A 17,961-nucleotide genomic window follows, 5' to 3' on the forward strand; every position below is an offset into this window, starting at 1 on the left:
ACGCCGACGCGGTGGACGGACCGTGCGCAGGGGCGGCGGGTGGGGGCCGGATCGGCCGGGTCGGAGACTATCGTTGCGCCCTGGATACGTACGGGTTTCCGAAGGGGCGTGCGGTGACGGAGGCGGCGTCGGTGGACGAGGGGCGACTGGTCGCCGGGCGGTATCGCCTGATCGAGCGGATAGGCCGCGGCGGTATGGGCACCGTCTGGCGGGCCCGGGACGAGGTCCTCGCACGCCAAGTGGCCGTCAAGCGTCTGCACGTCTCGCCCCAGTTGGACGCGGAGGAGCTGGCCCTCCGCCACGAGCGGACCACCCGGGAGGCGCAGGCCGCGGCGCGCATCAACCACCCCAACGTGGTCAGCGTCCACGACGTGGTCCTCGACGACGGGCTGCCGTGCATCGTCATGGAGTACGTCCCCGCCGGGACGCTCGGTGACCTCATCAAGCGGGCGGCGCGGGAGAACCGTTTCGTGGATCCCCGGGAGGCGGCCCGGATCGGCCGCGGCATGATCGCCGCGCTGCGCGCCGCGCACGCCGCCGGGGTGCTGCACCGGGACGTCAAGCCGGGCAACGTCCTCCTCGGCGACGAGGGCCGCGTCGTCCTGACGGACTTCGGAATCGCCGTCGCCACCGGTACGTCCACCCTCACCAAGACCGGTGAACTGGTCGGATCCATCGACTACCTGGCGCCCGAGCGGGTCAAGGGCGGCACCCCGGGGCCCGCGTCCGACCTGTGGGCCCTGGGGGCGACGCTCTATCAGGCGGTCGAAGGGCGGCCCCCGTTCCGTAAGGCCACGGCGGTCGAGAGCGCGTACGCCATCGCCGTCGACCCGTTGGAGCCCCCGGCGCACGCCGGGCCGTTGGCGCCGCTGATCGAGGCGCTGCTGGTGAAGGAGCCCGGCGACCGGCCGTCGGCCGAGGTCGTCGAGCAGGCGCTGCGCACCGCCGAGGCGGACGTGGACACGGCGCTGATCGGCTGGCCGACGCTGGCCCTGGGCACCGTCGGGCGCAGCGGCTCCGACACGTCGGGCGGCTCCGACACGGCCGGTGGCTCCGAGGCGCCGACCCGGCCGGTCGTGCCGTCGGACACCGCGGGCGACGGGCGGTCCGCCCAAGGGAGAGGCGGGACGGGCACCACCACCGGGCGCGCCGGGAGAGCCACCGCTGCCGGCGCGGTCGCCGACCCCCGGATAGCCGCCTCCCTGGGCAGCGCCGCCGCGCCCACCGACACCGGCACCACGGCCACCGATTCCGCGGACACGTCCGCCACCGGCCCGGTCACGGGAGCGGTGGCGCAGACGCGTGGCCTTGCGGGTGCGGACGCGGAGGTCCGGCGGGTCGCCGAGGCGGACACCGGCTCCCTGGGCGGCGCGCTCCTCCCGGCCGCCACCGGGGCGGCCGTCGCGGCGACCGACGACACGGGCCGGATCGCGGTGGCCCCGCCACCCCGCAAGCGGCGCGGACGGGTCGTCCTCTGGTGCGCCCTCGGGGTGCTGGCGGCCGGCGGCGGCGCGGGCGGCGCCTGGTACGCGCTCCACGGGACGGGCGGCGGCACGGGACAGCCGGGGAAGAACAGCACACCCGCGCAGTCACCCGTCTCCGAGCGCCCCGTCGGACCGCCCCCGCCCACCCCGGACGGCATGCACCGGGTGGAGGAGCGGCAGCTCGGGGTCTCGTATCCGGTGCCGGACGGCTGGACGCGGCAGGTGAAGGACGGCGGCCGGCAGATCGTCTACATCTCCCAGGCCGCGCTCGCGCAGCTGACGATCAGCGTGCTGGACTTCTCGTCCGGCGACCAGGTGGCGCACTTCAAGCAGGTCGAGGGGGACCTGCAGAAGGAGTACCCGAGCTACTCGCGCAAGCGGCTGCAGGACACGATGTACCAGAACGACCCGGCCGCCATCTGGGAATTCACCTTCCAGGGCAAGGTGCGGGAGTACCGCGGCATCGACCTCGGATTCGGCCGCGAGGGTGAGAAGGAGTACGCGATCTACGTCTCCGCGCCGAGCGCCGACTGGGCCACCTACCGCGACCTCTTCTCCAAGGTGAAGGACGGCTTCCGCAAGAGCGAGGACGCGAGCTGAGCGCCGGGCGCGCCCGCTCCGGGAGCCCGGCGTACGGCTCCCGCACCGCCGCGGGACGCCGGCGACGGAACCCGTAAATCTCAGGGACCGAGTCAGGGTCCACCCTGATGTCCCCGGGCCCGCCGCGTGTGACGATCAGTGCATGACGACAGCCCCGCCCCGCGCCGGATCGCACCACGCGTCCGCGCGGGAATCCGACGAGCCGCCCGTGCGCAAGCTCTACCGCAGCGCCGACGGACGGCTGCTCGGCGGCGTCGCGCGCGGACTCGCGGGGCATCTGGGACTCCCCGTCTCCTGGGTCCGGGTCGTCTTCGTCGCACTGTTCCTGGCCGAGGGCATGGGCGCGCTGCTCTACGCCGCGTTCTGGTTCTTCGTCCCGCTCGGCGTCGGCGGGGTGGAGGACCGCCGGGCCACGGCCGACGGCGCCCGCCGCGCCGGGTTCCGCAGACCCGACACGGGCCAGGTCATCGCGTTGATCGCGCTGCTGGCCGGGTCCGCCTTCGTCGCCTCCCGGTTCCAGCTGGGCATAGGCAGCGGATATCTGTGGCCGGTGTTGCTGATAGCCGCGGGTGTCGCCCTCGTCTGGCGGCAGGCGGACAACGCGCGCCGCGCGCAGTGGCTGGAGCTGGGCCGCCGCAAGGGCGTCCTCCCGGCGCTGCGCGGTGCGGCCGGCGTGGTGCTCGTCTGCGTCGGGGTGACCGGCATCGTGCTGCTCCAGGGCTCGGTGGGCCACCTCGGCTCGGTGCTCCAGGCCGCGCTCGCCGTCGTCGTCGGCATCGCCCTGCTCGCCGGCCCCTATCTCGTCCGCCTGATACAGGATCTGTCCGAGGAGCGGCTGATGCGCATCCGCGCCCAGGAGCGGGCCGAGGTCGCCGCCCACGTCCACGACTCCGTACTGCACACCCTCACCCTCATCCAGCGCAGCGCCGACGACTCCCGCGAGGTCGCCCGGCTCGCCCGTGCGCAGGAGCGGGAGCTGCGGGCCTGGCTGTACCGGCCCGAGGGCCGCACGAAGGAGGAGGACGAGGAGCCCGCGACCCTCGCCGATGCGGTGCGCACGGCGGCGGCCGAGGTCGAGGACCACCACGGCGTACCGATCGAGGTCGTGGTCGTCGGCGACTGCCCGCTGGACGAGGCGCTGGGCGCGCAGATGAAGGCCGCCCGCGAGGCGATGGTCAACGCCGCGAAGTACGGCGGCGACGGCGGGCCGGTGCAGGTGTTCGCCGAGGTGGAGGGCCGCACGGTCTTCGTCTCCGTGCGCGACCGCGGGCCGGGCTTCGATGTGGACGCCGTTCCCGACGACCGGATGGGCGTCCGCGAGTCCATCATCGGCCGGATGGAACGCAACGGCGGGACGGCCCGGCTGCGGTCCGTGCCCGGCGGCGGCACCGAGGTCGAGCTGGAGATGGAGCGGGCCGAATGACCGCGGCCCTCGTCCCTCCTCCCGCTCCGTTCCACCCACACCCGCAGCCCCCACGACCCTCCCCGCGAGTGCCCCGACGAGCACCCCCATGACCCGTACCGCGCCCGCCGGGCGCCGCATACACCGCGGCGGCGACACCGCCCGCCGCACCGCGCGATGATGACGACGCAGACCACGAGGGACGGACGGAAGAAATGAACAGCGACGGCGCACAGCAGGGCATGAGCGGCGACGACGCCCCCCTGAGCACACCGGTCGGCACCGGCACCCCGGCCCCCGGCACCACCGCGGCAGCCGACGGGCCCGCGACCCTGGGGCCGGTGGACGGTTCCCCGGCCGACGGGTCGGTGGAGGAGCGCACCGTACGGGTGGTGCTCGTCGACGACCACCGGATGTTCCGCACCGGTGTCCAGGCGGAGATCGGGGTGACGGAGCGGACCGGTGTCGAGGTGGTCGGCGAGGCGGCCGACGTCGATCAGGCGATCATGGTCATCACCGCCACCCGCCCCGAGGTCGTCCTCCTGGACGTCCATCTGCCCGGGGGCGGCGGCGTGGAGGTGCTGCGCCGCAGCATGACGCAGATGGCCGACCCGGAGCGGCCGGTCCGCTTCCTGGCGCTGTCGGTCTCCGACGCGGCCGAGGACGTCATCGGCGTCATCCGGGGCGGCGCGCGCGGTTACGTCACCAAGACGATCACCGGGAAGGACCTGGTCGACGCGATCTTCCGGGTGGCCGACGGCGACGCGGTGTTCTCGCCCCGGCTGGCCGGGTTCGTCCTCGACGCGTTCGCCTCGACGGACGCCCCGCCGGTGGACGAGGACCTGGACCGCCTCACCCAGCGGGAGCGCGAGGTCCTGCGGCTGATCGCCCGCGGCTATGCGTACAAGGAGATCGCCAAGCAGCTCTTCATCTCCGTCAAGACCGTGGAGTCCCATGTCTCCGCGGTGCTGCGCAAGCTCCAGCTCTCCAACCGCCACGAGCTGACCCGCTGGGCCGCCGCCCGCCGCCTGGTCTGACACCGGGCCGGGCGCGGGGGAAGGCCGGGCCCGGCGCGCCGCCGCAGGTGCCCCCGGGCCCGCCACCGCAGGGAACTCCGGCCCGCCGCCCGGGGAAATCCGGGGGAGATCCCGCCTCACCAGGGGCGGGGCCCGCGCACCCCGCCGAAGATCCGTCCGGCAAAAGGAGGAAAGAAGCCCGCGAAGAGGGGCAACCAGGACGTCGTGGAACACCGTCTAACGGCGAGGAAAGGCTCGCTGCCGTCGGCGCGGCCACCACCCCGCCGATCACGTACACGCCGTACACGTCCTGGAAGCGAGACCCCGATGAGCCTGACGGGCACGCCCTTCTTCCTCACCTCGCTTCTGCTGCTGGTCGTCGCGTTCGTCCTGCCGCTGGCGCTGTGGAGCCGGATAGCCGGGCCGCGCCTGGTGCGCGGCGCCGTACGGCTGGTGATGCTGCTGTTCGCGCAGGTCACCGCCATCACCGTGGTCTTCGTGCTGGTCAACAACGCCAACAACCTCTACGACACCTGGGACGACCTCCTCGGTACCGGCAGCCACATCGAGGCGGCCCACGACCTCGGGCCCGACGGGCTGGGCGGCCGCCAGATCTCCGCCGAGCCGCGCCGGGCCCAGTCGTTCCGGCCCGCCGACGATCCGGCGGTCGGCCCCGGTGTGCAGATGACGGACCTCGAAGGCCGCATCTCCGGCGTCAGCGGCGAGGTCTACGTCTGGCTGCCGCCGCAGTACCACGACCCGGCGTACCGCACCAAGAAGTTCCCGGTGGTCGAGCTGCTGCCCGGCTATCCCGGCTCGGCCAAGTCCTGGCTCGGCACGCTGGCGGCCGGCCGGCAGCTCCAGCCGCTGATGGAGAGCGGGGAGGTCGAGCCGTTCATCCTGGTCGCGCCGCGCACCAACATCTACCGGGGCGCCGACACGGGCTGCGTCAACATCCCCGGGAAGGTCAACGCCGACAGCTGGCTGACCGTCGACGTACGCCAGATGATCATCAACACCTTCCGGGCCGGGGACCGCGCCGACTCCTGGGCGCTGGCCGGTTACTCCGCCGGGGCGCACTGCGCCACGCGGCTCGCGCTGGCCCACCCCGACCGCTACCACGCGGCGGTCGGCATGTCCGGGTACAACGACCCGGCGGGTGAGCGCACCTCGCTCGCCGGCAAGGACCCCAAGCTGCGGATCGAGAGCAACCCGCTGCACGAACTGCGCGAGGCCAACCTGGCCGGCCGCCCGCCGCACACCGCGCTCTTCCTCTCCGGCGCCTCCGGCGACGGCTACGAAGCGGGCCTCGGACTGCAGCGAGAGGCCCGGCGCCCCACGACGGTGACCGTGCAGCGGATCGGCAAGGACGCTGGCGGCCACACGAGCGCGGTCTGGCGCGAGCAGGTCCCCGAGGTCTTCCGGTGGCTGAGCCGGCAGGTCAGGGGCTGACGAGCCGGGCCGGCGGACAGCTCACACCCGCGCCGCCTCACCCCTCGCGCACCACCGCCGTGACCGGGGAGCGCAGCTGCCACCCCAGGGCCTCGTACAGCTTCCGGCCGGGCGGGCTGGCGACGAGTACGCCTTCGAGGGCGCCCCGCCGGACGGCGGTGGTGGTGAGCACCGCCATCACCAGGCGGCCCAGGCCCCGGCGGAGGTGTTCCGGTTCGGTGCCGATCATGTCGTAGACGGCGGACACCGGGGCACCGCCCGTGCCGCCGGTGAGCGCGGTCCGGCCGCTCGCGGCGGGCCGGTCGGCGGCCGTCGGTCCGTTGGTGGCCCACACCCGGACGTCCGTGATCCCGTCGCACTCCTCGGTGACGAGGCGGTAGCCGGGCGGCACCGCGGTGACCAGGGGAGATGGCGGCAGCGGGGCGGTCATGAGGTACTGCGGTTCGTCGTACCGCCAGCCCGCGCGGAGCAGCGGCGCGACCCGGTCGCGGGGCGCGCAGATCTTGAGCCAGATGTCCGGCGCCGTCACCGTGCGGGCCAGCTCGCGCACCACCGCGGGGTCGGCATCCGGGAGGACGTACCGTGCGGCCTCCCGCGGGCGGCCGACCTCGATGCGGAAGCCGCCGGGGACGATCTGCGGCACCGGCGTCGTGCGCGCCCGCGCCCACCCATACGCCCAGACCCCGACGACCCGTACGAGACCGGCCCGGTCGGCGGTACCGACCGGACCCCGTGCAGTGGCGCACCCGCCGTTCCCCAGCTCCATGCGCCGCAGCCTAGGACCGGCCGCCACGGCGCGGACAGGACACGAACAGGCCAGAAACAGCTACCGCCAGGCCCCCCGAAGGCGGTATGGGGGAGACCGTTACGATCCGTCGTATGGACGTAGTAATCAATGTCTTCGTCGGCCTGCACATCATCGGTATCGCCTCCCTGCTGGGAGGCTTTCTCACGCAGATGAAGGCGATGAGCGCGGGCACCGCCCGGTTCGTGCCGGCGATGCTGCACGGTGCGCTGACGATGCTGGTCACCGGCATCGCGCTGGTCGGCCTGAACCAGGCCCAGGGCAGCTCGGTCGACAACATCAAGATCGGCATCAAGCTCGCCGTACTGGTCGTCATCCTGGGGCTGGTCTACGTCAAGCGGGACGAGGAGAGCATCGCCAAGCCGCTGTTCGGCACGGTCGGCCTGCTCACCGTGGTCAACATCTTCATCGCGGTGCTCTGGACCTGAGTCCGAGCGGGGCGCGCGGCCATCTCCCCGCGCCCCCGGCACACCCCGCGTACGCCGCCGGCCCGGCCCCTCGTCGAAGGGGCCGGGCCGGAGCGTTTCCCAGGAGACCGCGGCGGCTCCCGGAGGGCGTCACGCCGGGCGGACGCTGCCGTAGATCGGCATGTAGTAGATCGACTCGATGCGCACGCTGGCGCCCGGCTTCGGGGCGTGGATCATCTTGCCGTCGCCGATGTACATCCCGACGTGGCTGATGTCGTCGTAGAAGAACACCAGGTCACCGGGGGCGAGATCCTTGGTGGCGACCCGCTGGCCGACCTTGACCTGGTCCCAGGTCGTCCGCGGCAGGCTCACCCCGGCCGCCTTCCACGCGGCCTGCGTCAGCCCGGAGCAGTCGTAGGAGTTCGGCCCGGTGGCGCCCCAGACGTACGGCTTGCCCATCTGGGCGCGGGCGAACGCGAGCGCCTTCTCGGCCTTCGTACGGTACGAGCCGTCGGCCGTTCCGCCGCCCTGGCCGGGGTCGGGCGTACCGGGGTCGGTCGTGCCCGTACCGGGGGAGCCGGCGTCCGAGCCGCCACCGGGCTGCTGCTCGCGCTGCTTGCGCGCCTCCTCCTCGGCCTTGCGCCGGGCCGCCTCCTCCTTCTGGCGCTCCAGCTCCGCCAGGCGCGCCTTCTCCTGGGCGGTCAGTTCGGAGAGCAGCTGCCGGGCCTCGGCCAGCTTGCCCTGGACCGTCCGCTTGGAGCCGGCCAGCTCGGACTGCGACTCCTGGAGGCGGTCCAGGCTGCGGGTCGCCTCGGCCCGCTGGTGGGCTGCGGCGGCCTGCTGCTCCTGGTAGGCGTCGACGGCCTGCTGCTGCCGCCCGGTCAGCCGCTCCATCAGGTGGCTGCGGTCGGCGAACTGCTGCGGGTCCTTGGAGAACATCAGCTGGGCGGTCGGGTTCATGCCGCCGCCGCGGTACTGCGCGGCGGCGAAGGTGCCCAGCTCGCGGCGGGCCTCGTTGAGCTTGCCGGTGCGGCGGGCCGCGGCGTCCTGGAGGTCGCTGACCTCCGCCCGCCGCGCGTCGACGCGCTCCTTGACGGCGTTGTACTTCTGGGTCGCGACCTCGGCCTGGCGGTAGAGGGTGTCGACCTTCTTCTTGACCTCTTCGACGGTCGGCTTCGGGGAGCGGGGGGACGCCTCGGCCGACTGCGAGAGCAGGGTGACCGTGGCGAGCGCCGCGGTCGTCAGACCGGCGGCCGTCCGGCGGCTGCCGGGCGAGGTGAGAACGCGGGTACGCGGCTTGCGGTGCGACGGCAAGGCCGGCGACTCCTTCCGTGGACCGCCTACCGGGTTAGCTGTCGGGTTCGGGCGGTGTCGCAGACGGAAGGCTTGCCCTACGGTCCGTACGTCCGCACATGTGCGGCGGTACCGACCGATTCACCCCGGTGGTGCTGGTGGGTCCCCGGCTCCGGGTGCCGTGGGGCAGGGCCGGACTCGGCGGAGGCGGCCCGTGCGGACGCTGTCGTCCACGGGATGCGGGCAGCCCGAGCGTGAACCTAGCCAACTCGTGTGGCTCCTGTGAAGGCAGATGTTCGATTTGCCCGAAACCTTTTCGTGACCTGTGTGCATGAGGTGACGTTCCTGTGGGCAGGGCGGGGCTTCTGCGTGAAATGCCGGGTTCGCGGGGCGGAGGGGAGCGGAACGCCCGGACTTCCGGCCTTTCCCCGGCTCCGGCCCCGACTGTCAGTGGGGCGGCCTAGACTCGGTGGGCGATGAGCAGCCTCTTTGACGACAGCTTCCTGGCGGACCTCGCCCCCAAGGACGAGGAGCCCCCGCCGCCCCCCGAGGACGAGCACGGCCCGGCCCCGGAGGAGGTCCCGCACGACCTCTTCAGCGGGAAGTTCGACGCCCCCGTGCCCCGGGACGCGCACTACCGCGACGGCGCCGCCCGCCCCGCCGTCGATCCGGCCGCGCTCCTGGAGGGGCTCAACGACGCCCAGAAGGCCGCCGTGGTGCACTCCGGCGGCCCGCTGCTGATCGTCGCCGGAGCCGGTTCCGGCAAGACCCGGGTGCTCACCCACCGCATCGCGCATCTGCTCGCCGCCCGCGGCGTGCACCCCGGCCAGATCCTCGCGATCACCTTCACCAACAAGGCCGCCGGTGAGATGAAGGAGCGCGTCGAGGAGCTGGTCGGCCCGCGGGCCAACGCCATGTGGGTCTCCACCTTCCACAGCGCCTGCGTCCGCATCCTGCGCCGCGAGTCCAAGCACCTCGGCTTCACCTCGTCGTTCTCGATCTACGACGCCGCCGACTCCAAGCGCCTGATGGCCCTGGTCTGCCGCGATCTCGATCTTGACCCCAAGCGGTTCCCGCCCAAGTCCTTCAGCGCCAAGGTCTCCAACCTCAAGAACGAGCTCATCGACGAGGAGACCTTCGCCGGGCAGGCGGCCGACGGCTTCGAGAAGACCCTGGCCCAGGCGTACGCGCTCTACCAGGCGCGGCTGCGCGAGGCCAACGCCCTGGACTTCGACGACATCATCATGACGACCGTCAACCTCCTCCAGGCGTTCCCGGACGTCGCGGCCCACTACCGCCGCCGCTTCCGCCACGTCATGGTCGACGAGTACCAGGACACCAACCACGCGCAGTACACCCTCGTCCGCGAGCTGGTCGGCCCGGCCGAATCCGCCGCCGAGCTGTGCGTCGTCGGCGACGCCGACCAGTCGATCTACGCCTTCCGCGGCGCCACGATCCGCAACATCCTCCAGTTCGAGGAGGACTACCCGGACGCCACGACGATCCTGCTGGAGCAGAACTACCGCTCCACGCAGACGATCCTCTCCGCCGCCAACGCCGTCATCGAGCGGAACGAGAACCGCCGCCCCAAGAACCTCTGGACCGAGGCCGGCGAGGGCCCCCGCATCACCGGGTACGTCGCCGACACCGAGCACGACGAGGCGCAGTTCGTCGCCGAGGAGATCGACCGCCTCACCGACGCCGGCGACGCCCGCGCCTCGGACGTCGCGATCTTCTACCGCACCAACGCCCAGTCCCGCGTCTTCGAGGAAATCCTTATCCGCGTCGGACTGCCCTACAAGGTCGTCGGCGGCGTCCGCTTCTACGAGCGCAAGGAGGTCCGCGACATCCTCGCGTACCTGCGCGTGCTCGCGAATCCGGAGGACACCGTCCCGCTCCGCCGGATCCTCAACGTCCCCAAGCGCGGCATCGGCGACCGCGCCGAGGCGATGATCGACGCCCTGTCGCTCCGCGAGAAGATCAGCTTCCCGCAGGCGCTGCGCCGCGTCGACGAGGCGTACGGCATGGCCGCCCGCTCGGCCAACGCCGTCCGGCGCTTCAACACCCTGATGGAAGAGCTGCGCACCATCGTCGAATCCGGCGCCGGCCCGGCCACCGTCCTGGAGGCGGTCCTGGAGCGCACGGGGTACCTCGCCGAGCTGCAGTCCTCCACCGACCCGCAGGACGAGACCCGGATCGAGAACCTCCAGGAACTCGCCGCCGTGGCCCTGGAGTTCGAGCAGGACCGCGTGGCCGGCCCCGCCGCGGCGGACGCGGACGCCGAGGAGCCGGTCTCCGGTGGCACCCTCGCCGACTTCCTGGAGCAGGTCGCGCTGGTCGCCGACTCCGACCAGATCCCCGACGAGGACGAGGACGGCAGCGGCGTCGTCACCCTCATGACCCTGCACACCGCCAAGGGCCTGGAGTTCCCGGTCGTCTTCCTCACCGGCATGGAGGACGGCGTCTTCCCGCACATGCGCGCCCTCGGCCAGACCAAGGAGCTGGAGGAGGAGCGCCGCCTCGCCTACGTCGGCATCACCCGAGCCCGCGAGCGCCTCTACCTCACCCGCTCCACGATGCGCAGCGCCTGGGGCCAGCCGTCGTACAACCCGCCGTCGCGGTTCCTGGAGGAGATCCCCGCGTCGTTCGTCGACTGGCGGCGCACCGGCCCGGCGACCCCGTCCGCGACGATGGGCGGCATGCGCTCCGGCGGTGGCGGCATCGGCTCCGGATTCGGTACGCCGCGGGCCAAGAGCGGGCCGAGCGGTTTCGCCACCCGGCGGAGCAACGACCGTCCGGTGGTGGCGCTCGCCGTCGGCGACCGCGTCACCCACGACAGCTTCGGCCTCGGCACGGTCACCGGCGTCAAGGGCAGCGGGGACAACGCCGAGGCGACGATCGACTTCGGCGGCGAGAAGCCCAAGCGGCTGCTGCTGCGGTACGCCCCGGTCGAGAAGCTGTGAAGCTGTGAAAAGGGCCCGGCCCCCAAGGGGGCCGGGCCGCCACGCGGGCGCCTGCCGGTGGGACCGGCGGGCGCCGGGCGTCAGTTGGGGTTGAGCCCGTGGCTCTGCAGCCACGGCAGCGGGTTGACCGGCGAGCCGCCGCCCGGCCGCACCTCGAAGTGCAGATGCGGGCCGGTGGAGTTGCCGGAGTTGCCGGAGTAGGCGATCTGGTCCCCGGCCTTGACCGAGCCGGAGCGGATCTTGGTGCTGCTGAGGTGGCAGTACCACGTCTCGGTGCCGTCGGGCGAGGTCACGATCGCCATGTTGCCGTAGGCGGAGTTCCACTGGGTGCGGACGGTGCCGTCGGTCGCGGCCATCACGGGAGTGCCGTACTGCACGGGGAAGTCGATGCCGGTGTGCACGGACATCCAGTTGACGCCCGCCTGGCCGAAGAGCGCGCTCAGTCCGTGCTGCGCGACCGGCAGCAGGAACTTCGGCCGCTCGGCCTCCTTGCGCCGCGCCTCTTCCTCCTTGCGCTTCTTCTCGGCGACCTGCCGGGCCTTCAGGTCGATGCGCTCCTGGGTGCGGCTGGCCCGGTCGGCGAAGTCGTCGGCCCCGGCGCTGAGCCCCGCGAGCTGGGTGTCGAGCTTGCTGTTGGCCGTCGACGGCTTGACGCCCCCGGCCTCCGGCGCGGCCTGCGCCGCCTCGTCCCGCTCGTCCCCGCCGAAGCTGCCGACCGTGGCCGCCGCGGCGGCGCAGACCCCGAGGGCGGCGACGGAGGGCACCGCGATGGTCAGCAGCGCCGAGCGCTTCGCCGTCCGGCGGCGGCCCCGGCCCCGGCCCGCCGGGGCGGCGGCGCGACCGCGGTCGGCGGCCCGGCCGTGGTCGGGGGTGTCGTCGGCGGCGTCGGACGGGACGACAGGGACCGCCTGGGTCATCGCATCGGCGACCGCGGCGGCGCGCGCCCCCGAACCGGCCCCCGGGGATCCGGCCTCGGGCGGCCGGGCGGGCTCGTGCGGCAGGGAGTCGACGGCCGGGGGGCCGCTCTGCGCCGGGATGATCGCGGTGGCCGCCTGGTCGATCGTCGGCCACACGGCGGTGGCGTCATGCCCGGACGCGTCGTGCGTGGTGTCCTCGGTGACGGCGGGCCACACGGCGGTGGCGTCGTGCCCCGACGCGTCGTGCGCGGCGTCCTCGGTGACGGCCGGCTGCACCATCGTGGCGGTGGCCTCGTAGCCGCCGGTGCCGTACGCCGTCCGGTCGTCGTACCCGGTCGTGTCGTAGGTGCCGGTGGAGTAGGCGCCGTTGCCGAGGGGGTCGCCGGCGTAGCCGTACGCGCCGGTGCCGGGGGCGTCCGCGGTGAGCCCGGTCGGGTCGTAGGCGCCGGTTCCGTAGGCGGCGTGGTGGGTGCCGGTCGCGTAGGCGCCGCTGTGGGTGCCGTATCCGTCGTCGTAGCCGTACGCAGGGGTGCCGGCGCCGGGCGTCTCGTGGCCGGTGTGGGCGTACGGGTCGTAGCCGCCGCCCTGCGGGTCCGCGCCGTAGCCCGTCCCGTACGTCACGGCGTGGTGCGTGCCGGTGTCGTAGCCGGTGGTGTCGTACGCGCCGGTGGCGTAGGAGCCCGTGTCGTGGGAGCCGGTGCCGTACGAGGACGCGGCGTAGGAGCCGGTGTCGTAACTGCCGGTGCCGTACGGATCGCCGTAGTTGGCCGTCGGGTACTGCCCGGTGCCGTGGTCGGCGGGCAGGGATCCGAAGAGCGGATCGCCGCCGTCGTAACCGGCGTAACCGGTCGCGTGATGCTGCTGCCCATAGGAGTCGTACGCGGCGGAGTGCCCGTACGAGGCGTCCGGAGCGGGGCCTGTCGGGAGCGGACCCTCCGACGGGTGACGGTCGTTCACCACCAGCTTCTCTTTCGCCTCGGCAGCAGGAGAATTAGCGGCGACTGTACCCGGCGGTACGCGACGCCGACAATCTTCCTCAGGTTTCGAGTGGGACCGGGACGGGCATTTGGTCGCCTTTCGGTGGCATCCATGCCTCCTCTTGGCGTCCCGTTCGAGAGCGCACGGGCGTGGCACCCGACGCATGCACCCTGACCGGGCCCGCGGGGGCGGAATTCCCTTGCGGTGTCCGGCGCGTACCGGGCATGCCGTTCGTGGCGATATCGAATACGGATATCGCGCCACGAAATGACGAGGGATGGCTTGATATCGATCTTTTGGTGGTGAGGGAAGCTCCGAGAAGGGTGGGTGGCGACGAAGGGTGTCGGGAATGCCGGGCTGTGCATTTCGGTGGGTGCGGTGCGGTGCGGTGCGGTGCGGTGCGGCGCGGCGCCGGTGCTGCGGGCCGGGGCCCGTGTGGCGTGCGTAATCCGGGCAGGAGGCGGGGCCCGGACTTCGGGGCGCGGCAGGGGCGTTCGCGTGTGATTTCCCCCTCCCCGCATGTCACGGGGCCGCCGGGTGCGCGATGCTGGGGATAACGTTCGTTCACTTGCGGCCACCGGACCGGACGGCCGCGCGATCGGTTGTCGGCTCGGCGGCACACACGACGTGCCGTGCATGACTTGGAGGCGGTTATGGGTGTGGCACGGCATGACGAGGCGCAGGCGGGCGGCCGCGGCACGGCCGGTACGTCGGGGCCGATCCGCGTCGTGGTGGCCAAGCCGGGGCTGGACGGCCACGACCGGGGCGCCAAGGTCATCGCGCGGGCGCTGCGCGACGCCGGTATGGAGGTCATCTACACCGGGCTGCACCAGACTCCGGAGCAGATCGTCGACACCGCCATCCAGGAGGACGCCGACGCCATCGGCCTGTCGATCCTCTCCGGCGCCCACAACACCCTCTTCGCCAAGGTGATCGCGCTGCTCAAGGAGCGCGACGCGGACGACATCAAGGTCTTCGGCGGCGGCATCATCCCGGAGGCGGACATCGCACCGCTGAAGGAACAGGGCGTCGCGGAGATCTTCACCCCGGGCGCCACCACCACCTCGATCGTGGAGTGGGTGACCGCGAACGTGCGGTCCCTGTCGGCCTGAGACGGCGCACGGCCCCGGCCTGCCTTCGGGCAAGGCGACGCGTCCCGGCGGTGATTGGCGGTCTGCCCGCCGCCGGGCGGGGCGCAGCGGTGCGCCGGTCATGGGCTCACTCCGTTCCGGGCGGGGGCGGCGCGTCGGGCGCTGCGGCGGGAGCCGGGGCGTCGGCGGGGCTCCCGGGCTCCGGGGCGCCGGTGCCTGGGGTGCCGACGAGTTCGGCGAGCATGGTGGCGCGCAGGCGGAGGGTGCCGACGAGGCGTTGGAACGCCTCGGACCAGTAGCCCCCGGCCCCCGGGGACGCCCCCTCCGGCTCGTCGGTGACCGCCGTCAGCATGTCCAGCCGGTCCGCCGCGGCCGGATCCAGACAGCGTTCGGCCAGGCCCATCACGCCGCTGAAGCTCCAGGGGTAGCTGCCCGCGTCCCGTGCGATGTCCAGCGCGTCGACCACCGACCGGCCCAGCGGCTCGGCCCACGGCACCGCGCAGACCCCCAGCATCCGGAACGCGTCGGCCAGACCGTGCGCCGCGATGAACCCCGCCACCCAGGCGGCGCGTTCCTCGGGCGGCAGGACGGTCAGCAGCTTCGCCGTGTCGCGGGACGAGCCGCCCGATGCGTCCCCGGCGTCCTCGGGGGCCGTCCCGGGGGCGCCCAGCAGGGCCCGCGCCCAGGCGGGGTCCCGCTGCCGGATCGCCGCGCGGCACCAGGCGTCGTGCAGCTCGGTGCGCCAGCCGTCCGCCACGGGGAGGGCGACGACGTCCTTTGGCGCCCGTCCGCCGAACCGCTCCGACCAGCGGTGGAGCGGTGCCGCCTCCACCAACTGACCCAGCCACCAGGCGCGTTCGCCCCGCCCCGAGGGGGCCTTGGCGACCACGCCGTCGCGCCGCATGCCCTCGTCGCAGGCGCGTGGCGGCATCACGCCGATCTCCGGGCCGGACGGGCCGGTCGCCCCGGGGGCGAGGGTGACGCAGGCGTGGGCGCGGGCCGCCATCCGGGTGGCGAAGGCGGACTCCGGGAGCGTGGAGAGGAGTTCGGCGGCGGTGGCCCGGACGGTGCGGCTGCGGTCGGCCAACGCCCGTTCCAGAAAAGCCTCGTCGGCCGGCGCGAGGCCCTCGCGCAGCGTGTCGAGGAACAGCAGACGGTCCTCGGCGTGCTCCGTCGGCCAGGTGCCGGCCAGTAGTTCCCGTCCGGCGTCCGGCGCGCTCCGCCGTACCGTGGTCAGCAGGGCCACCCGCTCGGCGAACAGCCCCTCGTCCCACAGCCGCCGCACCGCCGCGGGGTCCTCGGCGCCCGGCGTCGCCCTGGTGCCGTTGGCGCGCAGGGCGAACTTCCAGTCGGCGTGGAACCGCGCCAGCCAGAGGGCCCGCGGACCGGCCAGCGCCAGCGCGGCCGGACGCAGATCCGTCCGGGCACGGGCGGCGTCGAGCAGGGCGGGCAGCAGTGCCTCGGGGGCGCGGTAGCCGTGTGCCTGGGCGGCGGCCAGCCACTGGGGCAGCAGCTCGGTGAGGTCGGGCGCGGTGCCGCGCCGGCTGCTCGCGCCCGTCCCGCCGCGGTCCGCGAGCAGCAGCGCCAGACGGCGGCGGGCGGCCGGAGGTATCACCGGCCGCGGGTCGTCCGGGGCGGGCGCCGGGCGGTCGGCCGCGAGCGCGGGCCGCAGCGCGGCGCGGCGGCGCACCGTGCTGATGGCGGCCGCGTCCAGCAGCGCGGCGGCGGCGCTCTGCCCGGGCCGCACCGCCACGGGCGGCGTCCGCCGCTCCGTCCCCAGCAGCGCCGCGCTGACCAGGACGGACCAGGGGACGGACGGGGGCGCGGTGAGGGCGTCGGCCGGGCCGGCCGCCTCCCCGGTGGCGGCGCCGGCCGGGGCGGCCGAAGAAGCGGAATCTGCGGGTTTCATGCCGTGCTCCACGGGTGTCATGCCGTGCTCCAGGAGTCGTCGGGTGAGGGGCGGGGCCGGAGTCGTCGGGAGGGCGGGAGAGAGGGGGCGCGGGGCGGTGGCCGTTCGGGTGTGCTGCGGGTGAGTCCCCGTACGGACGCGGGGCCGCCTCGGCCCGCGCGGATGCGGGCTCCGGGCCCCGGCTCGCCAGGGACCGGCTCCTGGTCCGGGCTCAGAGGGAGACCGGCTCCGGGTCCCAGGTGGTCAGGGGGAGGAAGCCGCGGTGGCCGCAGGTGCCGAAGACCGTGACGGGGCGGCCGCCCGATATCGCGGTCAGCCGCCACAGGCCCGGTCGGGGCAGGGCGCGCGGGTCGAGCGGCAGCGCGGATTCGCCGTCCGCATCGGCCAGTTGCCAGCCGGTCTCGTCGTCCCCCGGTATCGGTGTGACGTCCGCGAGCACCACTGGCCAGGAGTCCAGCCAGGGGTCGTCGCGCAGCGCCTCGCCGTACGCGCGAAGCGCCGCGTCGATGCCGCACCCCGACGGCACCGGGCCCTGGACGGGCGGGGCATGGCGCTCGCCCAGGGCGGCCCGCAGCGGCCGGGCACCCGGGTAGAAGGCGAGGTCGGCGTCGAGCAGCAGACCGGGCGGCAGCGTCGGCTCCAGGGGGCGGCCGCCGCCGGAGTAGGAGAGATGGAGCGCCATCCGGCCGGTCCGCTCGCCCCGCAGATGGATGCGCCGGGCGGTCAACCGGCCTTCGTCGGCATCGTGTTGGGACAGCACCAGCCAGCGGTCCCGCACCGGCGACGCCTCGGGGCCGGTCAGCAGCTCGGCGGTGTCCGTCGTCAGGCCCACGCGGGCGCGGACCGTCGCGGCGAGTGGGGGCGGCAGCCGCTCGATGGAGAGAAAGCCCTGGTCGAGGAGGTGGAGCAGGGAACATTCCGCCAGCAGGCGGGAGGGCCAGTCGCCGCCCGAGGCGGGCAGCGCGCCCAACTCCCGGGCCCGTGCCGCGAGTCCGGGCGCCTGGGCGTCCACCATGCGGGCGGCCGTCTCGTCCCAGGAGGCGTAACCGGCGCCCTCCGCGGCGGCGAGCCCCGTGTGCAGCAGGTCCTCCAACCGCTGCTCCAGCTCCGTCGCGCCCGCGCCGATCCGGGCCGCCCGCCGCGCCGCGCGTCGCGCCGCGGACTCCGTGCCGGCGGGGGCGCGTGCCGGTGCCTCGCCGCCGGACGGTGCGGCCGTCTGGCGGCCGGCCCGCTCGCGGCGGCCCGTCAGCCACTCGTCCGCCCAGGCCGGCGGCGTGCCAGGGGCGACGGTGTCGCCGCCGCCGGACCAGAGCAGCAGCAGGCCCAGCGCGTGCTTGCACGGGAACTTGCGGCTCGGGCAACTGCAGCGGTACGCGGGGCCGGTGAGGTCGACGACGGCGCGGTACGGCGTCCGGCCGCTGCCCTCGCACAGCCCCCACACCGCGCCGCCGTCCGTGCCCGCCCCCGACCACGGCCCGGGCCCGGCGAGCCTGCCGCCCGCCTTGCGTGATGGATCGTCAGGCGCCAGCGCGAGCACCTGATCCGTCGTCCAGCGTTCCCCCTGCGGATTCATGTCACCGACGCTACGACCCGCCACTGACAATCGACCGGGCCTCGGAGTGAAAGTGCAGGTCAGGGCGGGTT

General features: G+C 73.9%; 12 protein-coding genes and 1 riboswitch. Of the genes, 7 read left to right on the forward strand and 5 right to left on the reverse strand.

Annotation, left to right across the window (positions count from 1 at the left end):
- Window positions 1-113: 113 nt before the first annotated feature.
- The 4 genes from ABT345_RS18800 to ABT345_RS18815 all read left to right on the forward strand — a co-directional run bounded on the left by ABT345_RS18800 (window position 114) and on the right by ABT345_RS18815 (window position 5,954).
- A complete protein-coding gene (locus tag ABT345_RS18800) occupies window positions 114-2,084 on the forward strand; it encodes a serine/threonine-protein kinase (protein WP_386459528.1) in 1,971 nt (656 codons plus the stop codon).
- 142 nt (window positions 2,085-2,226) lie between these two features.
- Window positions 2,227-3,507 (forward strand): PspC domain-containing protein, encoded by a 1,281-nt coding sequence (locus ABT345_RS18805; RefSeq protein WP_345079587.1) that lies wholly within the window; start codon window positions 2,227-2,229, stop codon window positions 3,505-3,507.
- A 221-nt stretch (window positions 3,508-3,728) separates the two neighbouring features.
- Window positions 3,729-4,523 carry a LuxR C-terminal-related transcriptional regulator gene (locus tag ABT345_RS18810; RefSeq protein WP_386459659.1) on the forward strand — a complete coding sequence of 265 codons (795 nt, stop codon included), beginning with the start codon at window positions 3,729-3,731 and terminating at the stop codon, window positions 4,521-4,523.
- Window positions 4,524-4,829: 306 nt separating this feature from the next.
- The gene (locus ABT345_RS18815; RefSeq protein WP_345079593.1) at window positions 4,830-5,954 is read left to right on the forward strand and encodes an alpha/beta hydrolase; all 1,125 of its coding nucleotides are present in this window, start codon (window positions 4,830-4,832) and stop codon (window positions 5,952-5,954) included.
- Window positions 5,955-5,991: 37 nt separating this feature from the next.
- On the opposite strand, the gene ABT345_RS18820 is transcribed toward ABT345_RS18815, so the two are convergent.
- Entirely contained in the window at window positions 5,992-6,720 is a 729-nt protein-coding gene (locus ABT345_RS18820; RefSeq protein ID WP_345079596.1) for a GNAT family N-acetyltransferase, read from the reverse strand.
- A gap of 113 nt (window positions 6,721-6,833) precedes the next feature.
- On the opposite strand from ABT345_RS18820, the gene ABT345_RS18825 reads away from it, so the two are divergent.
- Window positions 6,834-7,187: a hypothetical protein gene (locus ABT345_RS18825; RefSeq protein WP_345079599.1), complete on the forward strand. Its 354-nt coding sequence runs from the start codon at window positions 6,834-6,836 to the stop codon at window positions 7,185-7,187.
- A gap of 129 nt (window positions 7,188-7,316) precedes the next feature.
- Here ABT345_RS18825 and ABT345_RS18830 read toward each other — a convergent pair whose 3' ends face one another.
- Window positions 7,317-8,480 carry a C40 family peptidase gene (locus ABT345_RS18830; protein ID WP_345079602.1) on the reverse strand — a complete coding sequence of 388 codons (1,164 nt, stop codon included), beginning with the start codon at window positions 8,478-8,480 and terminating at the stop codon, window positions 7,317-7,319.
- Window positions 8,481-8,488: 8 nt separating this feature from the next.
- Window positions 8,489-8,673: riboswitch (cyclic di-AMP (ydaO/yuaA leader) on the reverse strand.
- Window positions 8,674-8,935: 262 nt separating this feature from the next.
- On the opposite strand from ABT345_RS18830, the gene pcrA reads away from it, so the two are divergent.
- Window positions 8,936-11,422, forward strand: coding sequence for a DNA helicase PcrA (gene pcrA / locus ABT345_RS18835; protein WP_345079605.1), 2,487 nt, complete (start codon window positions 8,936-8,938; stop codon window positions 11,420-11,422).
- 80 nt (window positions 11,423-11,502) lie between these two features.
- On the opposite strand, the gene ABT345_RS18840 is transcribed toward pcrA, so the two are convergent.
- On the reverse strand, window positions 11,503-13,296 hold the full coding sequence (locus ABT345_RS18840; protein ID WP_345079921.1) for a M23 family metallopeptidase: 1,794 nt from the start codon (window positions 13,294-13,296) through the stop codon (window positions 11,503-11,505).
- A gap of 674 nt (window positions 13,297-13,970) precedes the next feature.
- Between ABT345_RS18840 and ABT345_RS18845 the strand changes: the two genes are divergently transcribed.
- Window positions 13,971-14,429: a cobalamin B12-binding domain-containing protein gene (locus tag ABT345_RS18845; protein WP_345079608.1), complete on the forward strand. Its 459-nt coding sequence runs from the start codon at window positions 13,971-13,973 to the stop codon at window positions 14,427-14,429.
- 106 nt (window positions 14,430-14,535) lie between these two features.
- Here ABT345_RS18845 and ABT345_RS18850 read toward each other — a convergent pair whose 3' ends face one another.
- Together ABT345_RS18850 and ABT345_RS18855 are read right to left on the reverse strand one after the other, a co-directional pair.
- The gene (locus tag ABT345_RS18850) at window positions 14,536-16,317 is read right to left on the reverse strand and encodes a DUF5691 domain-containing protein (RefSeq protein ID WP_345079611.1); all 1,782 of its coding nucleotides are present in this window, start codon (window positions 16,315-16,317) and stop codon (window positions 14,536-14,538) included.
- 211 nt (window positions 16,318-16,528) lie between these two features.
- Window positions 16,529-17,890, reverse strand: a complete 1,362-nt coding sequence (locus ABT345_RS18855; protein WP_345079615.1) for an SWIM zinc finger family protein — start codon at window positions 17,888-17,890, stop codon at window positions 16,529-16,531.
- Window positions 17,891-17,961 lie beyond the last annotated feature (71 nt).

The organism is Streptomyces sp. NPDC000404 (assembly GCF_040300365.1).
GTDB lineage: Bacteria > Actinomycetota > Actinomycetes > Streptomycetales > Streptomycetaceae > Streptomyces > Streptomyces ramulosus.

What these genes read in the sequence shown, in the direction of transcription:
- ABT345_RS18810 (WP_386459659.1), top strand. Translation starts at nt 3,729, where the DNA reads ATGAGCGGCGACGACGCCCCCCTGAGCACACCGGTCGGCACCGGCACC.
- ABT345_RS18855 (WP_345079615.1), bottom strand. Translation starts at nt 17,890, where the DNA reads ATGAATCCGCAGGGGGAACGCTGGACGACGGATCAGGTGCTCGCGCTG.
- ABT345_RS18805 (WP_345079587.1), top strand. Translation starts at nt 2,227, where the DNA reads ATGACGACAGCCCCGCCCCGCGCCGGATCGCACCACGCGTCCGCGCGG.
- ABT345_RS18820 (WP_345079596.1), bottom strand. Translation starts at nt 6,720, where the DNA reads ATGGAGCTGGGGAACGGCGGGTGCGCCACTGCACGGGGTCCGGTCGGT.
- ABT345_RS18815 (WP_345079593.1), top strand. Translation starts at nt 4,830, where the DNA reads ATGAGCCTGACGGGCACGCCCTTCTTCCTCACCTCGCTTCTGCTGCTG.
- pcrA (WP_345079605.1), top strand. Translation starts at nt 8,936, where the DNA reads ATGAGCAGCCTCTTTGACGACAGCTTCCTGGCGGACCTCGCCCCCAAG.
- ABT345_RS18845 (WP_345079608.1), top strand. Translation starts at nt 13,971, where the DNA reads ATGGGTGTGGCACGGCATGACGAGGCGCAGGCGGGCGGCCGCGGCACG.
- ABT345_RS18825 (WP_345079599.1), top strand. Translation starts at nt 6,834, where the DNA reads ATGGACGTAGTAATCAATGTCTTCGTCGGCCTGCACATCATCGGTATC.
- ABT345_RS18850 (WP_345079611.1), bottom strand. Translation starts at nt 16,317, where the DNA reads ATGAAACCCGCAGATTCCGCTTCTTCGGCCGCCCCGGCCGGCGCCGCC.